We start from the raw sequence: 17,643 nt of genomic DNA on the forward strand, positions 1-17,643 counted from the left end.
GAAGAACGCGGGGGCGGCCCGGAGGAGACGTTACCAGCTGAAGTCGGCTGCGTTCTCGCTGTCGACCACGCGAACGTCGATCGGAACCTCGGCCGGCACAACGCGGGCGCCCCATTTCTGGGCAAGCGCCATGGCAAGGCCGACGCGCACCTGGTCGCGCGGGAACTGCGCGGTGGTTTCGATGAAGGGCGTGCCGTCGCTGATCGCCTTGACGGCTTCAGGCGCGCCATCGACCGAAGTCAGCTTGATGTCCTTGCCGGAACCCTGGATGGCCGCCATCGCGCCCATCGCGCCGCCGTCATTGACGGAAAAGATGCCGGCGAGATCGGGGTGCGACTGGATCATGTTCTCGACCACGCCCAGCGCCACCGAACGGTCCTGGCGGCCGTTCTGGACGTCGACCAGCTCAATGCCGTCGAACTCATCAAGCGCGGCCTTGCAGCCTTCGACACGCTGAAGGATCGGGATCACCGGAATGCCGTCGAGGATCGCAACTTCGCCCGAGCCGCCGAGCGCCTCGCCGAGATATTTGCACGACTGGTAGCCGGCATCGCGGTTCTTGGAGCCGACGAAGGTGTCGACGGGGCCCGCGGCATTGGCGTCCACCGCCACCACGATCACGCCCTGCTGCTTGGCCATGTTGACGGCGGATTCGACGCCGGCGCTGTCGGTCGGGTTCAGCAAAAGAATGTCGATATTCTGCTGCAGCATGTCCTCGACATCGGAAATCTGCTTGGCGACGTCATGGCCGGCATCGGTGACGATCACCTCGGCGCCGAGGCTGGCGGCGGCTTCGTCCAGCGCTTCCTTCATCGAGACGAAATAGGGGTTGTTCATCTCCTGAAAGGTCATGCCGATCTTCAGGCCGTCATCCTGGGCCATGGCCGGCAACGCGGTCGTCGCGGCGAGCGCTGCAGCGGTCAGTGTCTTGGTCACGATATTCATATCAGGTCCTCCCGTTGGTGAGGGCAGGCAAAGGCCGCCCGTTTCCGGACAACACCATGTCGCCCGAATTGCTGAATTCCGGTTGTTGGTCTGCGCCTAGTCGGCCATGGCCAGAGCCCCGTTGGCCGCAAAGGTCGTCCTGAACTGCGAGGGCGACATGCCCTTGAACTTCAGGAAGTGGCGATTGAAGTTGGACAGGTTCGAAAACCCGACCTCGTAGCAGATCTCGGCGACCTTGATCTCCTCTGAATCGAGAAGAAGCCGGCAGGCGAGATCGATCCGCAACTGGTTCTTGTAACGCACCAGCGTTGTGCCCGTGTGCCGCTTGAAGGCGCGCGAAAAGGCGCTCGGGCTCTGTCCCACGAGGTCGGCGAGCTCGCTTTCGTCCACCGGTTCCGTCAGGTGCTCGCGCAGATAGGCGATGGCGCGGTTGACCCCGCGGGAATCGATATCGGAAAGGTCGAGCTCGTAGCTGAGGCTTGCGAGCACTTCCGGATCCTCGGACTCGGCCAGAATGTCGAGGATTTGCCAGAACAGCGACAGGCGCTGCATGCCGCGCGCCTCGATCAGCCGTTCAAGCAGCGGCCGCACGGCCCGGCTCGTTGCGTCGTCGAAGAGCAGGCCGCGATGGCTGCGCTCCAAAAGCGGGCGGATCGCCTGCATCTCCGGCATCGCCGCGCAGGCGTCCTCGATGAATTTTTCGGGAAACTGGATGATCAGCGAGCGTAATGGGACGGTTTCGTCGTGCTCGATATCGCTGATCCAGTTCTGCGGCAGGTTGGGGCCGGTCATGATCAACTGGCCGGGACCGAAATCGCCGATGAAGTCGCCGATATAGAATTTGCCCGAGGTATCCACGACAAGATGAATTTCGTACTCGGGATGATAGTGCCAGCGGACGGTGCGGAACGGGTAGCCGTGCTTCCATGCCGCGAAGGACTCACCCTTGCGAATATGAACAAGCTCCAGATCCGGTTGCATCCTCTGATCCTCCCTCGCCGACTGGCGGCGTTTGCCGTGGCTCCCTCCACGGCATCAACGTTGGAGAAACACTACGCTGCGGCCACCGTTTGCCTCAACATCACCACGGAAAATTTACTGATACTTTTTTGACCGGGAATTATTCGAAATTGAAAGGGTGGCGTTTGTGAGCGCGCCTGAGGCGGCCGCAATGCAGCAGCCTCATATCGCAACGCAGCGTAAAACGGTCGGACTTTCGGCCTAAATTGAGGAAAATGCTGCGAAATACGTCTGACTGCCAATAGTCAATCAGGAAGGCGCGTGGTCGATAAGCACCATTTGGCGCTTATACTTTTCTTGCAGTTTTGAGGGGGTAAAACGGGTTTTCATCAGAACAGGGGGCGCTCGGCCCCAAACCGGTCCCGCCAAGCCGCGGGACCGGTAATCGACGGATCAATCCGGCATGACGATCTGGAGTTTGACGTCGGTTTCACGCGCTTCGACGGCGCGATCGAAGGCGGCGATGCTGTCGGCAAAGGGCAGGGTGTCGGAGATCAGTGGCTTCAGGTCGACCTTGCCAGACGCGATCAGGGCGATTGCGCGGTCATAGACATTGGCGTAGCGGAACACGGTCTCGACGCGAAGCTCCTTCGCCTGCAGGCCGACAATATCGACGGGCACTGGTTCGACTGGCATGCCGACCAGCACGACCGCGCCGCCGGGGCGGGCGAGCTTATCGACGCCGAGGATCGCGGGGGCAGCGCCCGAGCATTCGAAGACCACGTCTGCGCCCCAGCCATCGGTGGCCTCGGCAACCGCCTCGGCGGCGGGACGGTTCCTGATATTGACCGTCTCGATGCCGTCGTAAGCGCCGATAATATCCAGCTTCGGCTGGGCCAGATCGGCGACAATCACCTTGGCGCAACCGCCGGCCAGCGCCGCCAGCGCCACCATCATGCCGATCGGGCCGGCGCCGGTGACCACGGCGATATCGCCGGGCTGGATGCGGGCGCGCAGTGCGGCCTGCATGCCGATCGCGAACGGCTCTACCATCGCGCCCTCGGCGAAGCTCACCGTATCCGGCAGCTTGTAGGTGAAGGCGGCCGGGTGGATCACCTCCGGCGTCAGGCAGCCATGGATCGGCGGCGTTGCCCAGAACCTGACGGCGGGGTCGACATTGTAGATGCCGAGCTTGGACGCGCGCGAGGTGAAATCGGGAATGCCCGGTTCCATGCAGACCCGGTCGCCCGGCGTCAGATTGGTGACCTCGGAGCCGGTCTCGACCACGGTGCCGGAGGCCTCATGGCCGAGGATCATCGGTTCGCGCACGACGAAATGGCCGATCTTGCCATGGGTGTAATAGTGGACGTCGGAGCCGCAAATGCCGACCGTATGGGTTTTGATTCGCACATCCTGCGGGCCCAGCGTAGTGGCGACCGCGAAGTCGCGCAGCGAGAGTTCGCCCTTCTTTTCGAGAACCAGTGCCTGCATGTCATGCCCTCCCATATGAATTTGAAATAATCTCGGCCGCTTCGGCCTCGCATTATCCTTTTCGCTAAACCGGTTGAAACACGCCCGTAAACAAAAAAACGCGTTTCAGCGTCGACAATTTTGGCGGCGGTGAAAAAAGTATCGGGGTCGTTTCTCTGGCGTATCAATGGACGCCTTGGCAGTGTCAATCGGCACGTTACCGATCAGCTCTCGCCGGTGCGGTGGACGCGCGCTCCACCAGCCAGCAAGCCAGCTCCACGCGTCGCGCGGGCAGGCGGGTGACGCCGAGATCGTCGAGCAGTAGGCTGAGCGCGGCGGAGCCGATGTGGCGCATCGGGATATGCATCGTCGTCAGTGGCGGATCGGAAAAGCCCGACAGCGGCAGATCGTCCATGCCGACCACGGAAAAGTCCTCTGGTACGAGGTAGCCCGCCTGCTGGATGGCGAGCATTGCGCCGTAGGCGAGGCTATCGCCGGCGGTCAGCACGGCCGTGAAATCGGCGCCGCGCTGTTCCAGCCGGTCGGCGATTGCGCGGCTTGCAAGTTCCGGCAGCCAGTCATCGACGGTCACCACGAGATCGTTGATATCTTCGATGCCGCGGGCGCGCAGCGCATCGCGCCAGCCTTCGAAACGGCGCTCGATCGTGCGGCGTCCCGGATGCATCAGGAACAGGATGCGGCGGTGGCCGAGATCGAGAAGGTGGTCGGCGGCAAGCCGCGCGGCGGAGCGGTTGCAGGGCGTCACGCTGGAGTGGCGCATGGCCGGATCGTCGCCGTTTATCAGCACGATCGGCTTGGAAAATCCGCCCGAGCGGGTAAGCACCTGCGCATCATCCAGCGTCAGAAACAGGCAGCCGGCAACGGAGGCGTCCGCCTCGCCCTCGGCCAGAAGCTGCGCCTCATCCTCGGGGGTCGCGACCGCGCGGGTGACCAGCTCGATGCCGAGCGCCTCGGCCCGTTCGTTGAGGCCGTCGAGAACGTGGTAGGTGAACTGGTTGCGCTGGTGGTCGATCATCGCAACGCTTGACGTGGCAAGGATAATGCGGCGGCCGGCGGCCGATGTCGGGTTGACATAGCCAAGCGCCAGCGCGGTTTCCACGATCTTCGCGCGCAACTCGTCCTTGACCCCGCCGGTGCCCGCAAGCGCCCGCGAGGCGGTCGATACCGACACCCCGCAATTGCGGGCGATTTCTTCCAGCCGGACCCGTCGGTTCGGCTTGCCGCGCTTGCCGTGAATCGTGAATGCCTCCTGTTTGCGCCGAAACTGCAAAAAATTTGCAAATTGCGCAACCGATTTTTGTGTGGAACAGTTCGGTCGGAGGAATGAATGGGAGGAAGCATGCCGATCACGGCCGATCAGATTTCCGATATGTTGTCGGCGCTGGTGCGCGGGATGACGGGGTTGCGCCATGACGGGCGCTTCAACGAGCCGAATCTCGACGGCACGCCGGGCGATTATGTCAGCTTCGACAGTTGGGAATGGCCGCAGGGCGTCGGGCTGTACGGGCTCACGCGCCTGTGGCGGCACACCGGCGATTCCGCGCATCTGAAAATCCTCGAAGACTGGTACGACCGCCGGATCGAGGCGGGGCTGCCGAAGATGAACGTCAACACCACAGCACCGATGCTGGCGCTCAGCGAAATCTGGCGTCATAAGCGCCAGCTGCGCTATGAGGCGGTTTTGCGCGACTGGGCCGAGCGGGTGGTTTCCGACATGCCGCGCACGCCGGAAGGCGGCTTCCAGCACGATGTTTCCGACAAGATCAACGACAATGAATTGTGGGACGACACGCTGTTCATGGTCGCGCTTTTCCTGGCCTCCTATGGTCAGGCCTCGGGCGAGCGGCGCTTTGTCGACGAGGCGGAGCGACAGTTTCTGGTTCACGCCCGCTATCTCGCCGATCCGAAATCCGGGCTTTGGTATCACGGCTGGACCTTTGCTGGCCGGCACAATTTCGCCCGCGCGCTCTGGGGCCGGGGCAATGCCTGGATCACGGTCGGCATTCTCGAACTGATCGAACTCTGCGACCTGTCTCCCTCGGTGGAGGCCTATCTGCTCGGCGTGCTTGAAACCCAGATCGAGGCGCTGCTGAAATTCCAGACGGCCTCGGGGGCGTGGACCACGCTGGTCGACGATCCCTCGTCCTATGAGGAGATTTCGGCGACGGCCGGCTTCGGCTTCGGGCTGATGAAGGCCGCCCGTAAGGGCCTCGGGCCCAAGGGCTGCGAGGCGGCAGGGCTGCGGGCGCTTGAGGCAGTCATGGCCAATATCAGCGATGACGGCGTGGTTTCGAACGTCTCCTACGGCACACGCATGGGTCACGATCTGCAATTCTATCGCGATATTCCGGTGCAGCCGACAGGCTATGGCCAGGCGCTTGCGATCCTGTGCCTTGCCGAAGGGCTGCATCACAGCAATGAAAGGATGAAGAAAGCATGCTGAAAACGCTTTATGGCGCTTCGCCTGCCGATATCGACAACATGAACACGGCGCGGCTGCGCGACGAATTCATGGTGGAAGACCTGTTCACGCCCGGCGAAATCCGCTTCGCCTATACCCATGTCGACCGCATGATCGTCGGCGGCGCGGTGCCGACCTCCGGCGCGCTCTCCTTCGGCGATGGGGCAGAGGTTGGCACCGAGGCGTTTTTCGACGCGCGCGAAATGGGGATCGCCAATCTCGGCGGGCCGGGCGCAATCACGGTCGATGGCACGCGCCATGAACTCGACAATCGCGATATCCTTTATATCGGCCGGGGCGCCAAAACCGTGAGCCTGGAAAGTGCTGATGCCAGAAAGCCGGCGCGGTTCTACATGAACTCCGTCCCCGCCGGCGCGGACATTGCGCACCGCCTGATCAAGCGGGCCGAGTCCAAGCCGCTGGTGATGGGCGACGAGGCGAAATCCAACAAGCGCGAGTTGCGGATGTATATCCACCCGGAGGTCGTGCCCTCCTGCCTGCTTTTGATGGGGATCACCGATCCCGCGCCGGGCAGCATCTGGAACACCATGCCGCCCCATCTCCACGAGCGGCGCATGGAGGCCTATTGCTATTTCGATCTCGGTGATGAGGACCGCGTCTTCCACTTTATGGGCCGTCCCGACAATACCCGCCATCTGGTCGTCGCCAATGGCGATGTGGTGATCTCGCCGGCATGGTCGATCCATATGGGCGCGGGCACCGGGCCCTATGCCTTCGTCTGGGGCATGACCGGCGAAAATAAAGTCTATACCGATGTCGATCCGGTTGCGATCAGGGAGCTCAGATGAATTCGGCTTTGAACCAGATGGAGACGGACAGGACGCTCCGGCGTCCGCTTGCGGCGGGCCAACCTGTCGTCTACTGGCGGCTTTCGGCGACGGAAGAGGCGCGCTATGACGCGCCCGACCAGCCGATGCAGGGGGAGATGGACCCCTTCTTCTTTCTGACCAAGCACAAGAACTTCATCCCGCACGAATATCCCTGCCGGACGCAGTTTGCCGCCGAGCGGCGCGGCAAGCGGCCCGCGATCGGCGAGACAAGGCCGGACCTTTCGCGCACCTGGCTGCCCTTCGGTTCGCCGCGCGTGGATCTGTCAGGCTTCTGGTTCCGCGCCACCGAGCTCAAAACCTTCGCCGAAACGACGATTCGCGCCGCAACGGCCGGCGAAGCCCGGCTTGCGCTGCGCACCTGCGGCGGCGCGGTGCTGTTCGTCAATGGCCGCGAGGTCGGCTTCATGGCGCCATATGGGCGCAATCTCGAGACCATCGAAGAGTTTACCGTCTCGCTTGAAGCGGGCGACAATGTCATTGGCATCGCCTTTGACGATCTGGCCGAGCGGGATGCGCGCTATTATTTCCAGCTTGATTATCTGTCCGGCCCGGCGGTCGAACACGCCCTGCCCATTCCGGTCGAGGCATCGGTTGCCGATGCCATGGAAGCCATGCTCGCCTCCATGCATTTCGAAAAGCCGGCCTATGGCGCGGGCGAGGTGGCGCTGGTCGCCGATACCGGCCTGCCGGTCGATGTCGCGGCCAAGGTGGTGATCGAGGGCGACTTCATGTCGATCGAGAAGCCGCTGAGCTTTGAGCGGACGCTTGCCGCCGGGGCGCTGCGGCTCGCGGTCGCCGATACCGCGGACCTGCCCGCCGATTTCCGCCATTTCAAGGTGACGCTGGCGCGCGGCGATTACGCCGTTTCGCGTGTCTTCGGCGTTGAACTCTGCCATGTGGCGCGTCAGGGCAAGGCTCCGGAAAGCCTCCCCGAGCGCATCACCGAAGCGCTCGGCGAAGTCGCGAACCACGCCGAGGCCGATACGGTGCGCGCGCTCGCGCGGTTCGCCATCGGCATCGCCGGTGAAGAGACCGACGCGATGATCGAAAGCGCGCTGCCGGCGATCGAGGATTGCCATGATTGCGCCGATTTCATTCTCGTGCCGCTGATCTGGTGCCGCGCCGCCTATGGCGACGAGATCGGGGACAAGGTCCGCGACCACGTCGATGCCGCCATCCTCAACTATCGCTACTGGATGGATGAGCCGGGCAATGACGTGCAGTGGTATTTTTCCGAGAACCACGCACTGCTGTTTCATACGGCGGCTTATCTGGCGGGGCACATGCTGCCCGAGGCCCGGTTCGTACGGTCGCAGCGTACAGGCAAGGAACAATCCGCCATCGGCGCCGCGCGGGTGCGCGCCTGGCTCGATCACTTCGAAAAATGGGAAATGGCCGAATTCAACTCCGCGCCCTATTTCCCGATCGATCTGAAGGGCCTGTGCGCGCTCTATGCGCTGGCGCCCGATCGCGACATTGCGGACCGCGCCGGCAAGGCCATCATCCGGCTCATCGAAATCCTCGCCCGCTCGGCCCATCACGGCGTCATGACCGGCGCGCAGGGCCGATCCTACGAGCACACGCTCAGGGCCTCGCGGACGCTCGAGCTTTCGGGCATTGCGCGGATGATCTGGGGGCGCGGCAATTACGGCATGCGCTTCCACGCCCTGCCGCAACTGGCGCTCTGCCTGCGCGATCACGGTCTGGATATCCCGGAAGAACTGGCCGCCATCGCCTCGGTTTCCGGCAGCGAAGGCCATGAATGGACCTTCGCCCAGGGGCAGGACCGGTTCGCGCGGCTCTATCACTACAAGACCGCCTCCCATGCGCTTGGCAGCGCCGCCGCCTATCGCTGGAACCAGTGGGGCTATCAGGAAACGGTGGTGCATCTCCGTCTCGGCGACAATCCGGATGCGACGATCTGGATCAACCATCCGGGCGAGGTGCTGCATTCGGGCTATGGACGGCCGTCCTATTGGGGCGGCTCGGGCACCCTGCCGCGCGTCCATCAATATCGCGGCCTTGCCGTGGTGCGTTTCGATTGCGCCGCCGAGCAGCCGGATTTCACCCATTGCTGGTTCCCGCAATCCGTCTTTGACGAGGCGCGCGTCGAGGGCGATACGGCGCTGGCGCGCTGCGGCAGCGGCTGCGTGATGCTGAAGGTCGATGCCGGGCTGACGCTTGTCGCGACCGGACCGACGGCGGGCAACGAGTTGCGCGCGCCCGGTCGCAAGGCTACATGGATCGTGCGCATGGCCGAACGCGACAGTCTGGGCGCTGTTGCCGATGACTTCAGGACCCTCGCTCTTGCCGATGAGGCCAATGGCGATATTCTGGTCGACGATCCTGAATATGGCAGGGTCCGCTTCGGGGCCGATGGCTCCGTCGAGGCGGAGGGCCGCAGGCTCGACCCGGCGGAATGGACGATCGCGGGCGAGGCGCGGACGTTCCGGGATTAAGTTTTGCCGGAGGGCAGGGAGAGCCCACGGGAGATGACCGCCGCAAGGCGGGCAACAAAAGCCGATGATCGGCAAGGGCGAGAGCCCGGAAAAGAGGAGGAATTGTTATGAAAAATGCAGTCAGCATTCTATCCATCGTCGCGGCGGGGTTCATGGCCTCGACATCCGCTTTCGCGGGCGATGTGCGGATCATGTGGTATTCGGATGGCGTCGAGGGCGATGTCATGCAGGACCTCGTCAACCGCTTCATGCAGGACAATCCGGATATCAATGTCACGCTCGACAATGTCGCCTACAAGGTGATCCAGGAGCAGCTTCCGATCCAGCTCGAAGCCGGACAGGGTCCCGATATCGCCCGCGTCACGGATATCAAGGCGCTGGCCGATCACTGGCTTGACCTGCGACCCTATCTGTCCGACCCGGCCTATTGGGAGGAAAATTTCGGCGCCCAGGCCGACTGGATGCGTCCCGACGGCTCCGATGCCATCACCGGCTTCATGACCCAGCTCACGCTCACCGGCGGCTTTGCCAACAAGACGCTATTCGAGCAGGCGGGCGTGGAAATGCCGGGCGACAAGGCCACCTGGGATGACTGGGTCAATGCATCGGCCGAAGTCGCCAAGAGCCAGCAGACGGCGGCGGCCTTCGCCATCGACCGTTCCGGCCACCGCATTTCCGGCCCGAACGTCTCCTATGGCGCAAACTATATCGGTCCCGATGGCATGCCGGCGCCGGTGGATGATGGCACCAAGACGTTTGCGACCAAGCTCGTCGACTGGACCAATGACGGTCTGATGCTGAAGGATACCTGGGTATCGGCCGCCGGCTCCACCTATCGCGCGGCCGCCGATGATTTCATCAACGCCCAGATTCCGTTCTATTATTCGGGAAGCTGGCAGGTTGCGAACCTCTCGACCAAGATCGGCGACGCCTTTGACTGGGTGGCGATCGGTTCGCCCTGCGGCACGGTCGGTTGCTCGGGCCTCAAGGGCGGAGCAGCGCTCGTCGGCATCAAATACACCAAGAACCCGGAAGATGTCGCCAAGGTCATGGAATATCTCGCGAGCCCCGAGATCGTGAAGGAGTTCTCCGAGCGCACCCTGTTTCTGCCCGCGCATAAGGGTGTGGTCGCCGCAGGCGGCCTGAACTGGGATACCGACGACAAGAATGTCGGCCCGGCGCTCGATGCCTTCGTCAAGTCCTCGGCGGAGACGCTGCCTGCGGCAGACGCGCTGCCGGCATGGAAATGGGCGTCCGCCTATTACGGCGCGCTCGTCACCCGCATCAGCCAGGTCATGGCCGGTGAACTGACCCTCGACGAAGCCTGGACGCGTATCGACCAGGATATCGCCGACAAGGTCCAGCAGTAGGCAAGCGCGGAAAAGTGGCGAACCTGTCCGACATAAAACACATGGCCGGCGCCGTTATCACGACGCCGGTCATGTGGCTGGCCGCGCTTTTGAACCCGCCGCTCAAGGCGTGGCAGCGGGCCACCGGCACCGGCGGCATGGCGGCGTTCTTCCTGGCGCCGAACATGGCGATCTTCGGCGTGTTCGTGCTGATTCCGCTGGTCATGAACTTCTTCTATTCGATGACATCCGGCTCGGCCTATTTCCTGGCCGACCGGACCTTTGTCGGCCTTGAACAATATGGCCGGCTTCTCGATTGCGGAAATTATCTCGATCCCGGCACCTGCCGCGAGGACCTGTTCTGGAAAGCGGCGCAGAACACCGCGATCTTCGTGTTCTTCCAGGTCTCGCTGATGACGCTGACGGCGATGATCACCGCGCTGATCCTCAACCGCAAGATCGCGGGCCGGGGCTTCTGGCGCGCGGTGTTCTTCTTCCCCGTGCTGCTGTCGCCCGTGGTCGTCGGCCTGATCTGGCGCTGGATCCTGCAGCGTCAGGGCCTGCTCAACTACGTTCTCTACACATTCGGCGCCGATACCCATGACTGGCTGACCGAGCGCCTGCCGGCCTTCACGGCGGCGGTCTCGGTATCGGTCTGGGCGCATATGGGCTTCTTCACGCTGATCCTGCTCGCCGGTCTTCAGGCGATCCCCCGCGATCTCTACGAGGCCGCCGAGATGGACGGCACCAAACCGGCGCGGGTGTTCTGGCGCATCACGCTGCCGCTGCTGATGCCCAATCTTCTGGTGGTCATCGTGCTGTCGCTGATCCGCGCGGTGCAGATATTCGACGAGGTCTATGTGCTGACCGGCGGCGGACCGGGCACCTCCACCATGTATCTGACCCAGTATATCTACGAGGTCGGTTTCGCCTCGCTGCTGCGCAATCCGGGCCTTGCCGCCGCCGCCTCGATCATGATGGGGCTGGTGCTGGTAGTGCTCACGCTGGTGCAGCTTGGCCTCGGGCGGCGCAACGAACAGAAGGGAGCGCGCGAATGAGTGCCGTTTCGAAGTTCCTGTTCCGCCGTCGCGGCGGCAATGGCTGGCACTGGACCGATATCGTCACCTGGGTCTGGCTCATCGGCGGTCTGATCATCATGTTCGGCCCGGCGCTGTGGTTGGTGTTCTCCTCCTTCAAATCGCCGGCGCAATTGGCCGAGTTCCCGCCGACCATCCTGCCCTATGTCAGCCAGCAGGCGGAGGTTGAGGGTTACGACAAACCGCTCAACCTCTATGACGTGACCCTGCCGGACGGCTCGACCAGGGTACTCGCCGAGGTGCGCCGGATCGGCATCGTCGCGCAGATGGTCGATCCCGCCGATCCCGGCGAGATCATCAAGGTCAATATCGCCGAGCGTACGCCGGTGCGCGAGATCGGCTTTGCCACGGAGAACTACGTCACACCGCTGGAGAGCAATGACTTCCTGCTCTATCTGCGCAATTCCGTGTTCGTGACGCTGATGGCGACGCTGATCACGCTGATCACCAACTCGATGGCGGCCTTTGCGCTTTCGAAATACAAGTTCCGGGGGCGTGATGCGGTGCTGATGCTGATTGTCGGCACGCTGATGGTGCCGCTATCGGTGCTCTTGGTGCCGCTCTACTCGGTGGTCAGTGCCGTCGGCCTCTACAACTCGCTCTGGGGCGTGATCCTGCCGACGGTAGCGACGCCCACGGGCGTGTTCCTGCTGCGCCAGTACATGCTGACGATCCCGGACGAATTGCTGGATGCCGCGCGAATGGACAACGCCTCGGAATGGCAGATCTACTGGCGCATCGTGCTGCCGCTGGCCGCGCCCGCACTGGCGGTGCTTGCGATCTTCTCGGTGGTCTGGCGCTGGAACGACTTCCTCTGGCCGCTGGTCGTGCTGTCCTCGAAGGAGGTCTACACGCTGCAGGTCGGGCTCAACACCTATGCCGGCGAACTGAACGTCCAGTGGCATTATATCCTGGCGATGACGGTGGTGACCATGATCCCGGTCGTGCTGGTCTTCGTCTTCCTGCAACGCTTCATCACCTCCGGCATTGCCGGTTCCGGACTGAAATAGGGTGCCATCATGGGACAGATAACGCTGAACAAGGTTGATCGGGCTTATGGCAAACTCAAGGTCCTGCACGACATCAACCTCGATATTCCGGATGGCGAGTTCACGGTTCTGGTGGGCCCGTCGGGCTGCGGCAAGTCGACGCTCTTGCGGCTGATCGCCGGCCTCGACAAGCCCACCTCCGGCGAGATCATCATCGACGGCAAGGACGTTACAAAGGCATCGGCCGCCGATCGCGGGCTTGCCATGGTGTTCCAGTCCTACGCGCTCTATCCGCATATGACGGTGCGTCAGAACCTCGCCTTCGGGCTTGAGAACATCCGCATGCCGAAGTCGGAGATCGAGAGCCGCATCCAAGAGGCCGCGCGCATGCTGGAAATCGGGCCCTATCTGGACCGCCGTCCGGGCCAGCTTTCCGGCGGCCAGAAGCAGCGCGTGGCGATCGGCCGGGCGGTGGTGCGCAATCCGACGGCCTTTCTGCTCGACGAGCCGCTCTCCAATCTCGACGCCGAACTGCGCATCACCATGCGCGCCGAGCTTTCGGGCCTGCATGAGCGGCTGACGACCACCATGGTCTACGTCACCCACGATCAGGTCGAGGCGATGACGCTTGCCGACCGGATCGTGGTGATGCGCGCCGGTCGGATCGAACAGATCGGCAAGCCGCTGGACCTGTTCCACCGGCCGGCGAACCTGTTCGTGGCCGGCTTCATCGGCGCGCCGCGCATGAATCTCGTCCCGGTCACCGTCACGTCGGTCGATGGTGACGCGGTCAATGTCGAAGGCCCCGGCGGGCTGGAGGCGCGGATCGCCTGCAAGGACAGCGGGCTTGCGCCCGGCGATGCAGCGACGCTCGGCATCCGCCCGCATGATTTTTCCGAGGGCGGAGAAGACGCAATCGAGGCGGAGGTCACGTTGATCGAGGCGCTCGGCCCGGAAACCGTTGTCCATGCCAATACGGATGGCGGGCAGAAACTGGTGGCCGTTTTCGGTGGCGGCGCGGTCGATCCCGAGGCGGAGCGCGTTTCGCTGCGCTTCGATCCCGAACGGGTGCATCTGTTCAACAGCGACGAGCAGCGGGTGAACTGAAAAGGCGCGTGTTTCAGTCTGATCTGTCTTCACCGGACGAGGCGAGATGACGGTCGAGAAAGGCAAAAACCGCCGCGCGCATGGCCGGCGTTTCCACATGGCCGGCCTCCGGCTCGCGCACGAGAACAAGCCGGTCAGTGGCCCCCGCCTCTTCATACGCGCCGCGCGTCTGCGCGAAGGCCGTCTCGAAGGCTACGGGCGGCGTCAGCGGATCGAGGTCGCCCACGCCGATGAGCTGCGGTCGGGGTGCGATCAGTCCGGCGATCTCGCCATTGCCGGCAAGCGTGAGAAGGCCGGGGACGGTGAGATAGATGCCGTGGAGGTCGATATTGCCGGCGTCAATCAGGCCGGCGTAATCGGCATAGGCGCAAAGATGCGCGCTGGCCGCGATGCGCGGCTCGGCGGCCGCCAGCCAGTAGCTGAAGGTCGCGCCCATGGAGATGCCGAAAACGGCGATCCGGTCGGCGATGATATCGGGGCGGGATGCCAGCCAGTCGAAGGCTGCGGCCTGCTCGCCGAGCATCTGGCCGGCAAGGCTTTTGCCGTTCCAGAGTGCTGCCTTGGCGCGGGCGCTTTCGCCGGGGCTGGAGCGGGTGCCGAAGGCTGGCAGCTCGATCATCAGCACCGCATAGCCCCGGCGCGCGAATTCAGGCCCGAGCGGCGAGAGCAGCGCCTTGCGCCCGGAGAGAAGTTCGTCCGCGCCGATATCATAGGCATTGCCATGGGCGTGGATGTAGAGAATGGCGGGAACCGGCGTCTCGCCCGGCGGGCGCAGAAGAAAGCCGCGCACGCTCTCGCCATCGCTGGTGGCGAAGGTCAGCCGTTCCAGCACCAACCCCTCGTGCTGGATGCCGATGCGTTCGCTGAGCGTCAGCGGATGCGCGCTGATCTCGAACTTTTCACGCAAATCCTGTCGTAATGTCATCAATCACCCGGAGAGCCGACCATGAGTATCGAAGCCTATCTTAAACACCAGTTCAGCCTTGAAGGCCAGCGCGCGCTGGTCACCGGCGGGGCGAGCGGTATCGGCCAGGCGATCGCCGTGGCGCTGGCGGAAGCCGGCGCGGACGTGGCGATCACCGTGCATTCCAACCCGGGGGATGAGACCGCCCGGCTTGTCGGCGAGACCGGTCGCACCTTTGCCCGCGTGCCGGCCGATCTCGGCGCGATCGATGCCGCGGGCGCGGAAAAGCTGCTCGCGGCCGCTTCGGATGGCCTCGGCGGCGATATCTCGATCCTTGTCAACAATGCCGGCACGATCCGGCGCGGCGATGCGGTCGACCATGCGGCGAGCGACTGGCGGGCGGTGCTTTCCGCCAATCTTGACGCCGTCTGGTTCCTGTCGCAGGCCGCGGCAAGGCGGATGCAGGCAGCGGGCGGCGGGCGGATCATTATGACCGCCTCGCTGCTGTCGTTTCAGGGCGGCATCCGCGTGCCGGGCTATACCGCCTCGAAGCATGGCGTCGCCGGCTTGACCAAGGCGCTCGCCAACGAACTCGCGCCTCACGGGGTCACGGTCAACGCGATCGCGCCCGGCTATATCGCCACGGCCAACACAAAGGCGCTCAGGGAGGACCCGGACCGTTCCCGCCAAATCCTCGAGCGCATTCCCTCCGGGCGCTGGGGAAAGCCGGAGGATATCGCCGGCGCGGCGCTGTTCCTCGCCTCCCCCGCCGCCGCCTATGTCAACGGCCACATTCTTGCGGTCGATGGCGGCTGGCTGGCGCGCTGAGCCCGCGCCGTCAGCCGCTTTCGCCTTCCACCAGCGTCATCGGCCAGATCCGGCGGCTGACGATGTCGGGGTAGAACTCGCGATAGGCGGGCATGGAGCCGAGCAGCGTTTCCGCAAGGGCGATGCCGAGATCGCGCAGCGACAGGTCGAATGAGGTGAGGCTTGGCGACAGAAACTTCGCCTGCGGGCTGTGCCGGCCGATGATGGCGAGATCCTTGCCAGGCGTCAGGCCGACTTCCGACAGCCCCCGGTAAAGCCCCATGACAGTTGCCTCGTTGACGAGCACGATCGCTGTCGGCGGTTCCGCGCATGCCTTGATGTCCCTGGCGATCCGGTAGCCACCGTCTTCATTGGGCGGGCCCTTGAAAATATAGGCGTCGGGCAGGGAGAGGCTGTGACGCGCGAGCGTCTCGCGGATCCGGTCGATGAAGATATAGGCGAGATTGTAATCGCCATGCGGCCAGATGATGCCGATGCGGCGATGCCCGCTTGCGACGAGGCGGTTGACCGCCGTTTCGGCCATGCCTTCGAAATCGAGGTCGATCCAGGGCTGGCCGACGTCTGTCAGGCTGCGGCCGAGCGGGATGAAGGGTATCTTGCGCCGCGCCAGAAGCTCGAAGCGCGGATCGTGCCGCCGCGTGCCGGACAGGATGATGGCGTCGGCGAAGCCGCGCGCGACGATACGGTCGAGATAGGCGTCCGGTTCCTCGCTGGAGGAGCAAAGCAGCGTCACGAGATCGAGCTGGTGACGCGACAACACGCTTTGCACGCCATCGAACACGCTGGTGAAGAACAGATCGCCGTAGCGGGTGGATTCGGTATCGGTTTCCATCATGAAGCCGACAATGCCGGTCTTTCCCTGACGCAAGGCGCGTCCCGCCTGATTGGCGACATAGCCCAGCTTTTCGGCCGCTTCGAGGACGCGGCGACGGGTGTCCGGATTGACATCGGGCTTGCCGTTCAGGGCGCGCGACACCGTGCCGATTGAAATATTGAGATGATCGGCGAGCTGGCGAATGCCGGCCATCGGCTTTTCTCCACGATTCTTTTCGTAAACGATTACGGAAAATCTATTGACATATTCACGAAGCCGTTCATAGTTCCGTAAACGTTTACGGGTGGCATGGAGAAGGAATTTGCCGCCCGAAGGGAGGAAATACGTGAAAATGAAAGCCGTCCTGTGCGGATGCGGAGCTATGGCCAAGGGCTGGCTTCGCGCGCTGCAGGCAAATGAAGAGCTTCGTAACGCGATCGACCTCGTCGGTCTCGTCGATCTGGACCGTGCCACCGCCGAAGCGCTGGCGGCCGAATTCGATCTTGGCGATATCATCATCGGCACGGATTTGCCTGATACGTTGCAGCGTTGCGATGCCGACCTCCTGTTCGACGTGGTTGTTCCCGCCGCGCGCCATTCCGTTGCCGCGACCGGCCTTAGCCATGGCTGCCATGTGCTGAGCGAGAAGCCGCTTGCGGCCTCCCTGGAAGAAGCGCGCGATCTGGTGCGGCTTGCGGCGGAAACCGGGAAGATCCACGCTATCGTCCAGAATCGGCGCTTTATTCCGGGCATCCGCCGGTTGCGCCGCGCGGTTGCGGATGGCCTGATCGGCGACCTCACCGGCGTTCACTGCGACTTCTTTCTCGGCCCGCATTTCGGCGGGTTCCGGGAAGCCATGGATAATGTGCTGTTGCTCGACATGGCCGTCCATACCCTGGATGCGGCGCGGTTCGTTTCCGGCGCGACGCCGCTCTCGGTCTACTGCGTCGAGACCAATCCGGCCGGCTCCTGGTATGCCCATGGCGCGGCGGCGAATGCCATCTACCGTCTTTCCGGCGATGCGGTTCTGACCTATCGCGGCTCGTGGTGCGCGGAAGGCCGCCCGACGAGCTGGGAAGGACGCTGGCGGCTCGTCGGCGCGCGCGGCATGATCACCTGGGATGGCGAAAGCGATTTCGAAGTCACGATTGCCGGTCAGGAGCCGGGACTTCTGAACGGCTTCACGGCGCTCGATATGCCGCCGGTTCCCGATGAGGGAGAGGTTCACGGCCACGCAAGTGTGATGATCGATTTTGTCCGGGCGGTGCTGAACGGGACCCGCCCGGAAACGGCAAGCGATGACAATATCAAGAGCCTCGCAATGGTCATGGGTGCGATCGAAAGCGCGCGCACCGGCCTTCCCGTCGATTTGCAAATAAAGGAATGAA

The 17,643-nt window shown here is 63.5% G+C and carries 15 protein-coding genes; 9 read left to right on the top strand and 6 right to left on the bottom strand.

Going from position 1 to position 17,643, the window contains the following annotated elements:
• Positions 1-30: 30 nt before the first annotated feature.
• From Mame_RS09580 to Mame_RS09595, 4 genes are all read right to left on the bottom strand, one after another.
• Positions 31-945, bottom strand: coding sequence for an ABC transporter substrate-binding protein (locus Mame_RS09580; RefSeq protein WP_018062892.1), 915 nt, complete (start codon positions 943-945; stop codon positions 31-33).
• Positions 946-1,041: 96 nt separating this feature from the next.
• Positions 1,042-1,926, bottom strand: a complete 885-nt coding sequence (locus Mame_RS09585; protein WP_018062891.1) for an AraC family transcriptional regulator — start codon at positions 1,924-1,926, stop codon at positions 1,042-1,044.
• 432 nt (positions 1,927-2,358) lie between these two features.
• The gene (locus tag Mame_RS09590; protein ID WP_018062890.1) at positions 2,359-3,396 is read right to left on the bottom strand and encodes an NAD(P)-dependent alcohol dehydrogenase; all 1,038 of its coding nucleotides are present in this window, start codon (positions 3,394-3,396) and stop codon (positions 2,359-2,361) included.
• Between the two features lie 196 nt (positions 3,397-3,592).
• Positions 3,593-4,666: a LacI family DNA-binding transcriptional regulator gene (locus Mame_RS09595; protein ID WP_018062889.1), complete on the bottom strand. Its 1,074-nt coding sequence runs from the start codon at positions 4,664-4,666 to the stop codon at positions 3,593-3,595.
• Between the two features lie 69 nt (positions 4,667-4,735).
• On the opposite strand from Mame_RS09595, the gene bglB reads away from it, so the two are divergent.
• The 7 genes from bglB (at position 4,736) to Mame_RS09630 (ending at position 13,709) form a co-directional block, all read left to right on the top strand.
• Positions 4,736-5,839 carry a beta-galactosidase BglB gene (gene bglB / locus Mame_RS09600; RefSeq protein ID WP_018062888.1) on the top strand — a complete coding sequence of 368 codons (1,104 nt, stop codon included), beginning with the start codon at positions 4,736-4,738 and terminating at the stop codon, positions 5,837-5,839.
• Positions 5,833-6,666, top strand: a complete 834-nt coding sequence (gene kduI / locus Mame_RS09605; protein ID WP_018062887.1) for a 5-dehydro-4-deoxy-D-glucuronate isomerase — start codon at positions 5,833-5,835, stop codon at positions 6,664-6,666. Before bglB ends, kduI begins: the two co-directional genes overlap by 7 nt.
• Entirely contained in the window at positions 6,663-9,167 is a 2,505-nt protein-coding gene (locus Mame_RS09610; RefSeq protein WP_018062886.1) for a hypothetical protein, read from the top strand. The genes kduI and Mame_RS09610 overlap by 4 nt, the downstream gene beginning before the upstream one ends.
• A gap of 107 nt (positions 9,168-9,274) precedes the next feature.
• Complete coding sequence (locus Mame_RS09615; protein WP_018062885.1) at positions 9,275-10,537, top strand: ABC transporter substrate-binding protein; 1,263 nt, start codon at positions 9,275-9,277, stop codon at positions 10,535-10,537.
• Between the two features lie 71 nt (positions 10,538-10,608).
• A complete protein-coding gene (locus Mame_RS09620; RefSeq protein WP_412768640.1) occupies positions 10,609-11,574 on the top strand; it encodes a carbohydrate ABC transporter permease in 966 nt (321 codons plus the stop codon).
• The gene (locus tag Mame_RS09625; RefSeq protein ID WP_018062883.1) at positions 11,571-12,623 is read left to right on the top strand and encodes a carbohydrate ABC transporter permease; all 1,053 of its coding nucleotides are present in this window, start codon (positions 11,571-11,573) and stop codon (positions 12,621-12,623) included. The genes Mame_RS09620 and Mame_RS09625 overlap by 4 nt, the downstream gene beginning before the upstream one ends.
• A 9-nt stretch (positions 12,624-12,632) precedes the next feature.
• Positions 12,633-13,709, top strand: a complete 1,077-nt coding sequence (locus Mame_RS09630) for an ABC transporter ATP-binding protein (RefSeq protein WP_018062882.1) — start codon at positions 12,633-12,635, stop codon at positions 13,707-13,709.
• 13 nt (positions 13,710-13,722) lie between these two features.
• Here Mame_RS09630 and Mame_RS09635 read toward each other — a convergent pair whose 3' ends face one another.
• A complete protein-coding gene (locus Mame_RS09635; protein WP_155122074.1) occupies positions 13,723-14,634 on the bottom strand; it encodes an alpha/beta hydrolase family protein in 912 nt (303 codons plus the stop codon).
• 21 nt (positions 14,635-14,655) lie between these two features.
• On the opposite strand from Mame_RS09635, the gene Mame_RS09640 reads away from it, so the two are divergent.
• Positions 14,656-15,441: an SDR family oxidoreductase gene (locus Mame_RS09640; protein ID WP_018062880.1), complete on the top strand. Its 786-nt coding sequence runs from the start codon at positions 14,656-14,658 to the stop codon at positions 15,439-15,441.
• 10 nt (positions 15,442-15,451) lie between these two features.
• Here the strand turns inward: Mame_RS09640 and Mame_RS09645 are convergent, their stop codons facing one another.
• Positions 15,452-16,468, bottom strand: a complete 1,017-nt coding sequence (locus Mame_RS09645; protein ID WP_018062879.1) for a LacI family DNA-binding transcriptional regulator — start codon at positions 16,466-16,468, stop codon at positions 15,452-15,454.
• A 133-nt stretch (positions 16,469-16,601) separates the two neighbouring features.
• Here Mame_RS09645 and Mame_RS09650 point away from each other — a divergent pair, with 133 nt between their 5' ends.
• The gene (locus Mame_RS09650; RefSeq protein ID WP_026173146.1) at positions 16,602-17,642 is read left to right on the top strand and encodes a Gfo/Idh/MocA family protein; all 1,041 of its coding nucleotides are present in this window, start codon (positions 16,602-16,604) and stop codon (positions 17,640-17,642) included.
• The last annotated feature ends 1 nt before the right edge of the window (position 17,643 follow it).

Source organism: Martelella mediterranea DSM 17316, assembly GCF_002043005.1.
GTDB classification, from domain to species: domain Bacteria; phylum Pseudomonadota; class Alphaproteobacteria; order Rhizobiales; family Rhizobiaceae; genus Martelella; species Martelella mediterranea.

Coding starts and splice junctions, on each gene's coding strand:
- Mame_RS09580 (WP_018062892.1), bottom strand. CDS start 945: ATGAATATCGTGACCAAGACACTGACCGCTGCAGCGCTCGCCGCGACG.
- Mame_RS09585 (WP_018062891.1), bottom strand. CDS start 1,926: ATGCAACCGGATCTGGAGCTTGTTCATATTCGCAAGGGTGAGTCCTTC.
- Mame_RS09590 (WP_018062890.1), bottom strand. CDS start 3,396: ATGCAGGCACTGGTTCTCGAAAAGAAGGGCGAACTCTCGCTGCGCGAC.
- bglB (WP_018062888.1), top strand. CDS start 4,736: ATGCCGATCACGGCCGATCAGATTTCCGATATGTTGTCGGCGCTGGTG.
- kduI (WP_018062887.1), top strand. CDS start 5,833: ATGCTGAAAACGCTTTATGGCGCTTCGCCTGCCGATATCGACAACATG.
- Mame_RS09610 (WP_018062886.1), top strand. CDS start 6,663: ATGAATTCGGCTTTGAACCAGATGGAGACGGACAGGACGCTCCGGCGT.
- Mame_RS09615 (WP_018062885.1), top strand. CDS start 9,275: ATGAAAAATGCAGTCAGCATTCTATCCATCGTCGCGGCGGGGTTCATG.
- Mame_RS09620 (WP_412768640.1), top strand. CDS start 10,609: ATGTGGCTGGCCGCGCTTTTGAACCCGCCGCTCAAGGCGTGGCAGCGG.
- Mame_RS09625 (WP_018062883.1), top strand. CDS start 11,571: ATGAGTGCCGTTTCGAAGTTCCTGTTCCGCCGTCGCGGCGGCAATGGC.
- Mame_RS09630 (WP_018062882.1), top strand. CDS start 12,633: ATGGGACAGATAACGCTGAACAAGGTTGATCGGGCTTATGGCAAACTC.
- Mame_RS09635 (WP_155122074.1), bottom strand. CDS start 14,634: ATGACATTACGACAGGATTTGCGTGAAAAGTTCGAGATCAGCGCGCAT.
- Mame_RS09640 (WP_018062880.1), top strand. CDS start 14,656: ATGAGTATCGAAGCCTATCTTAAACACCAGTTCAGCCTTGAAGGCCAG.
- Mame_RS09645 (WP_018062879.1), bottom strand. CDS start 16,468: ATGGCCGGCATTCGCCAGCTCGCCGATCATCTCAATATTTCAATCGGC.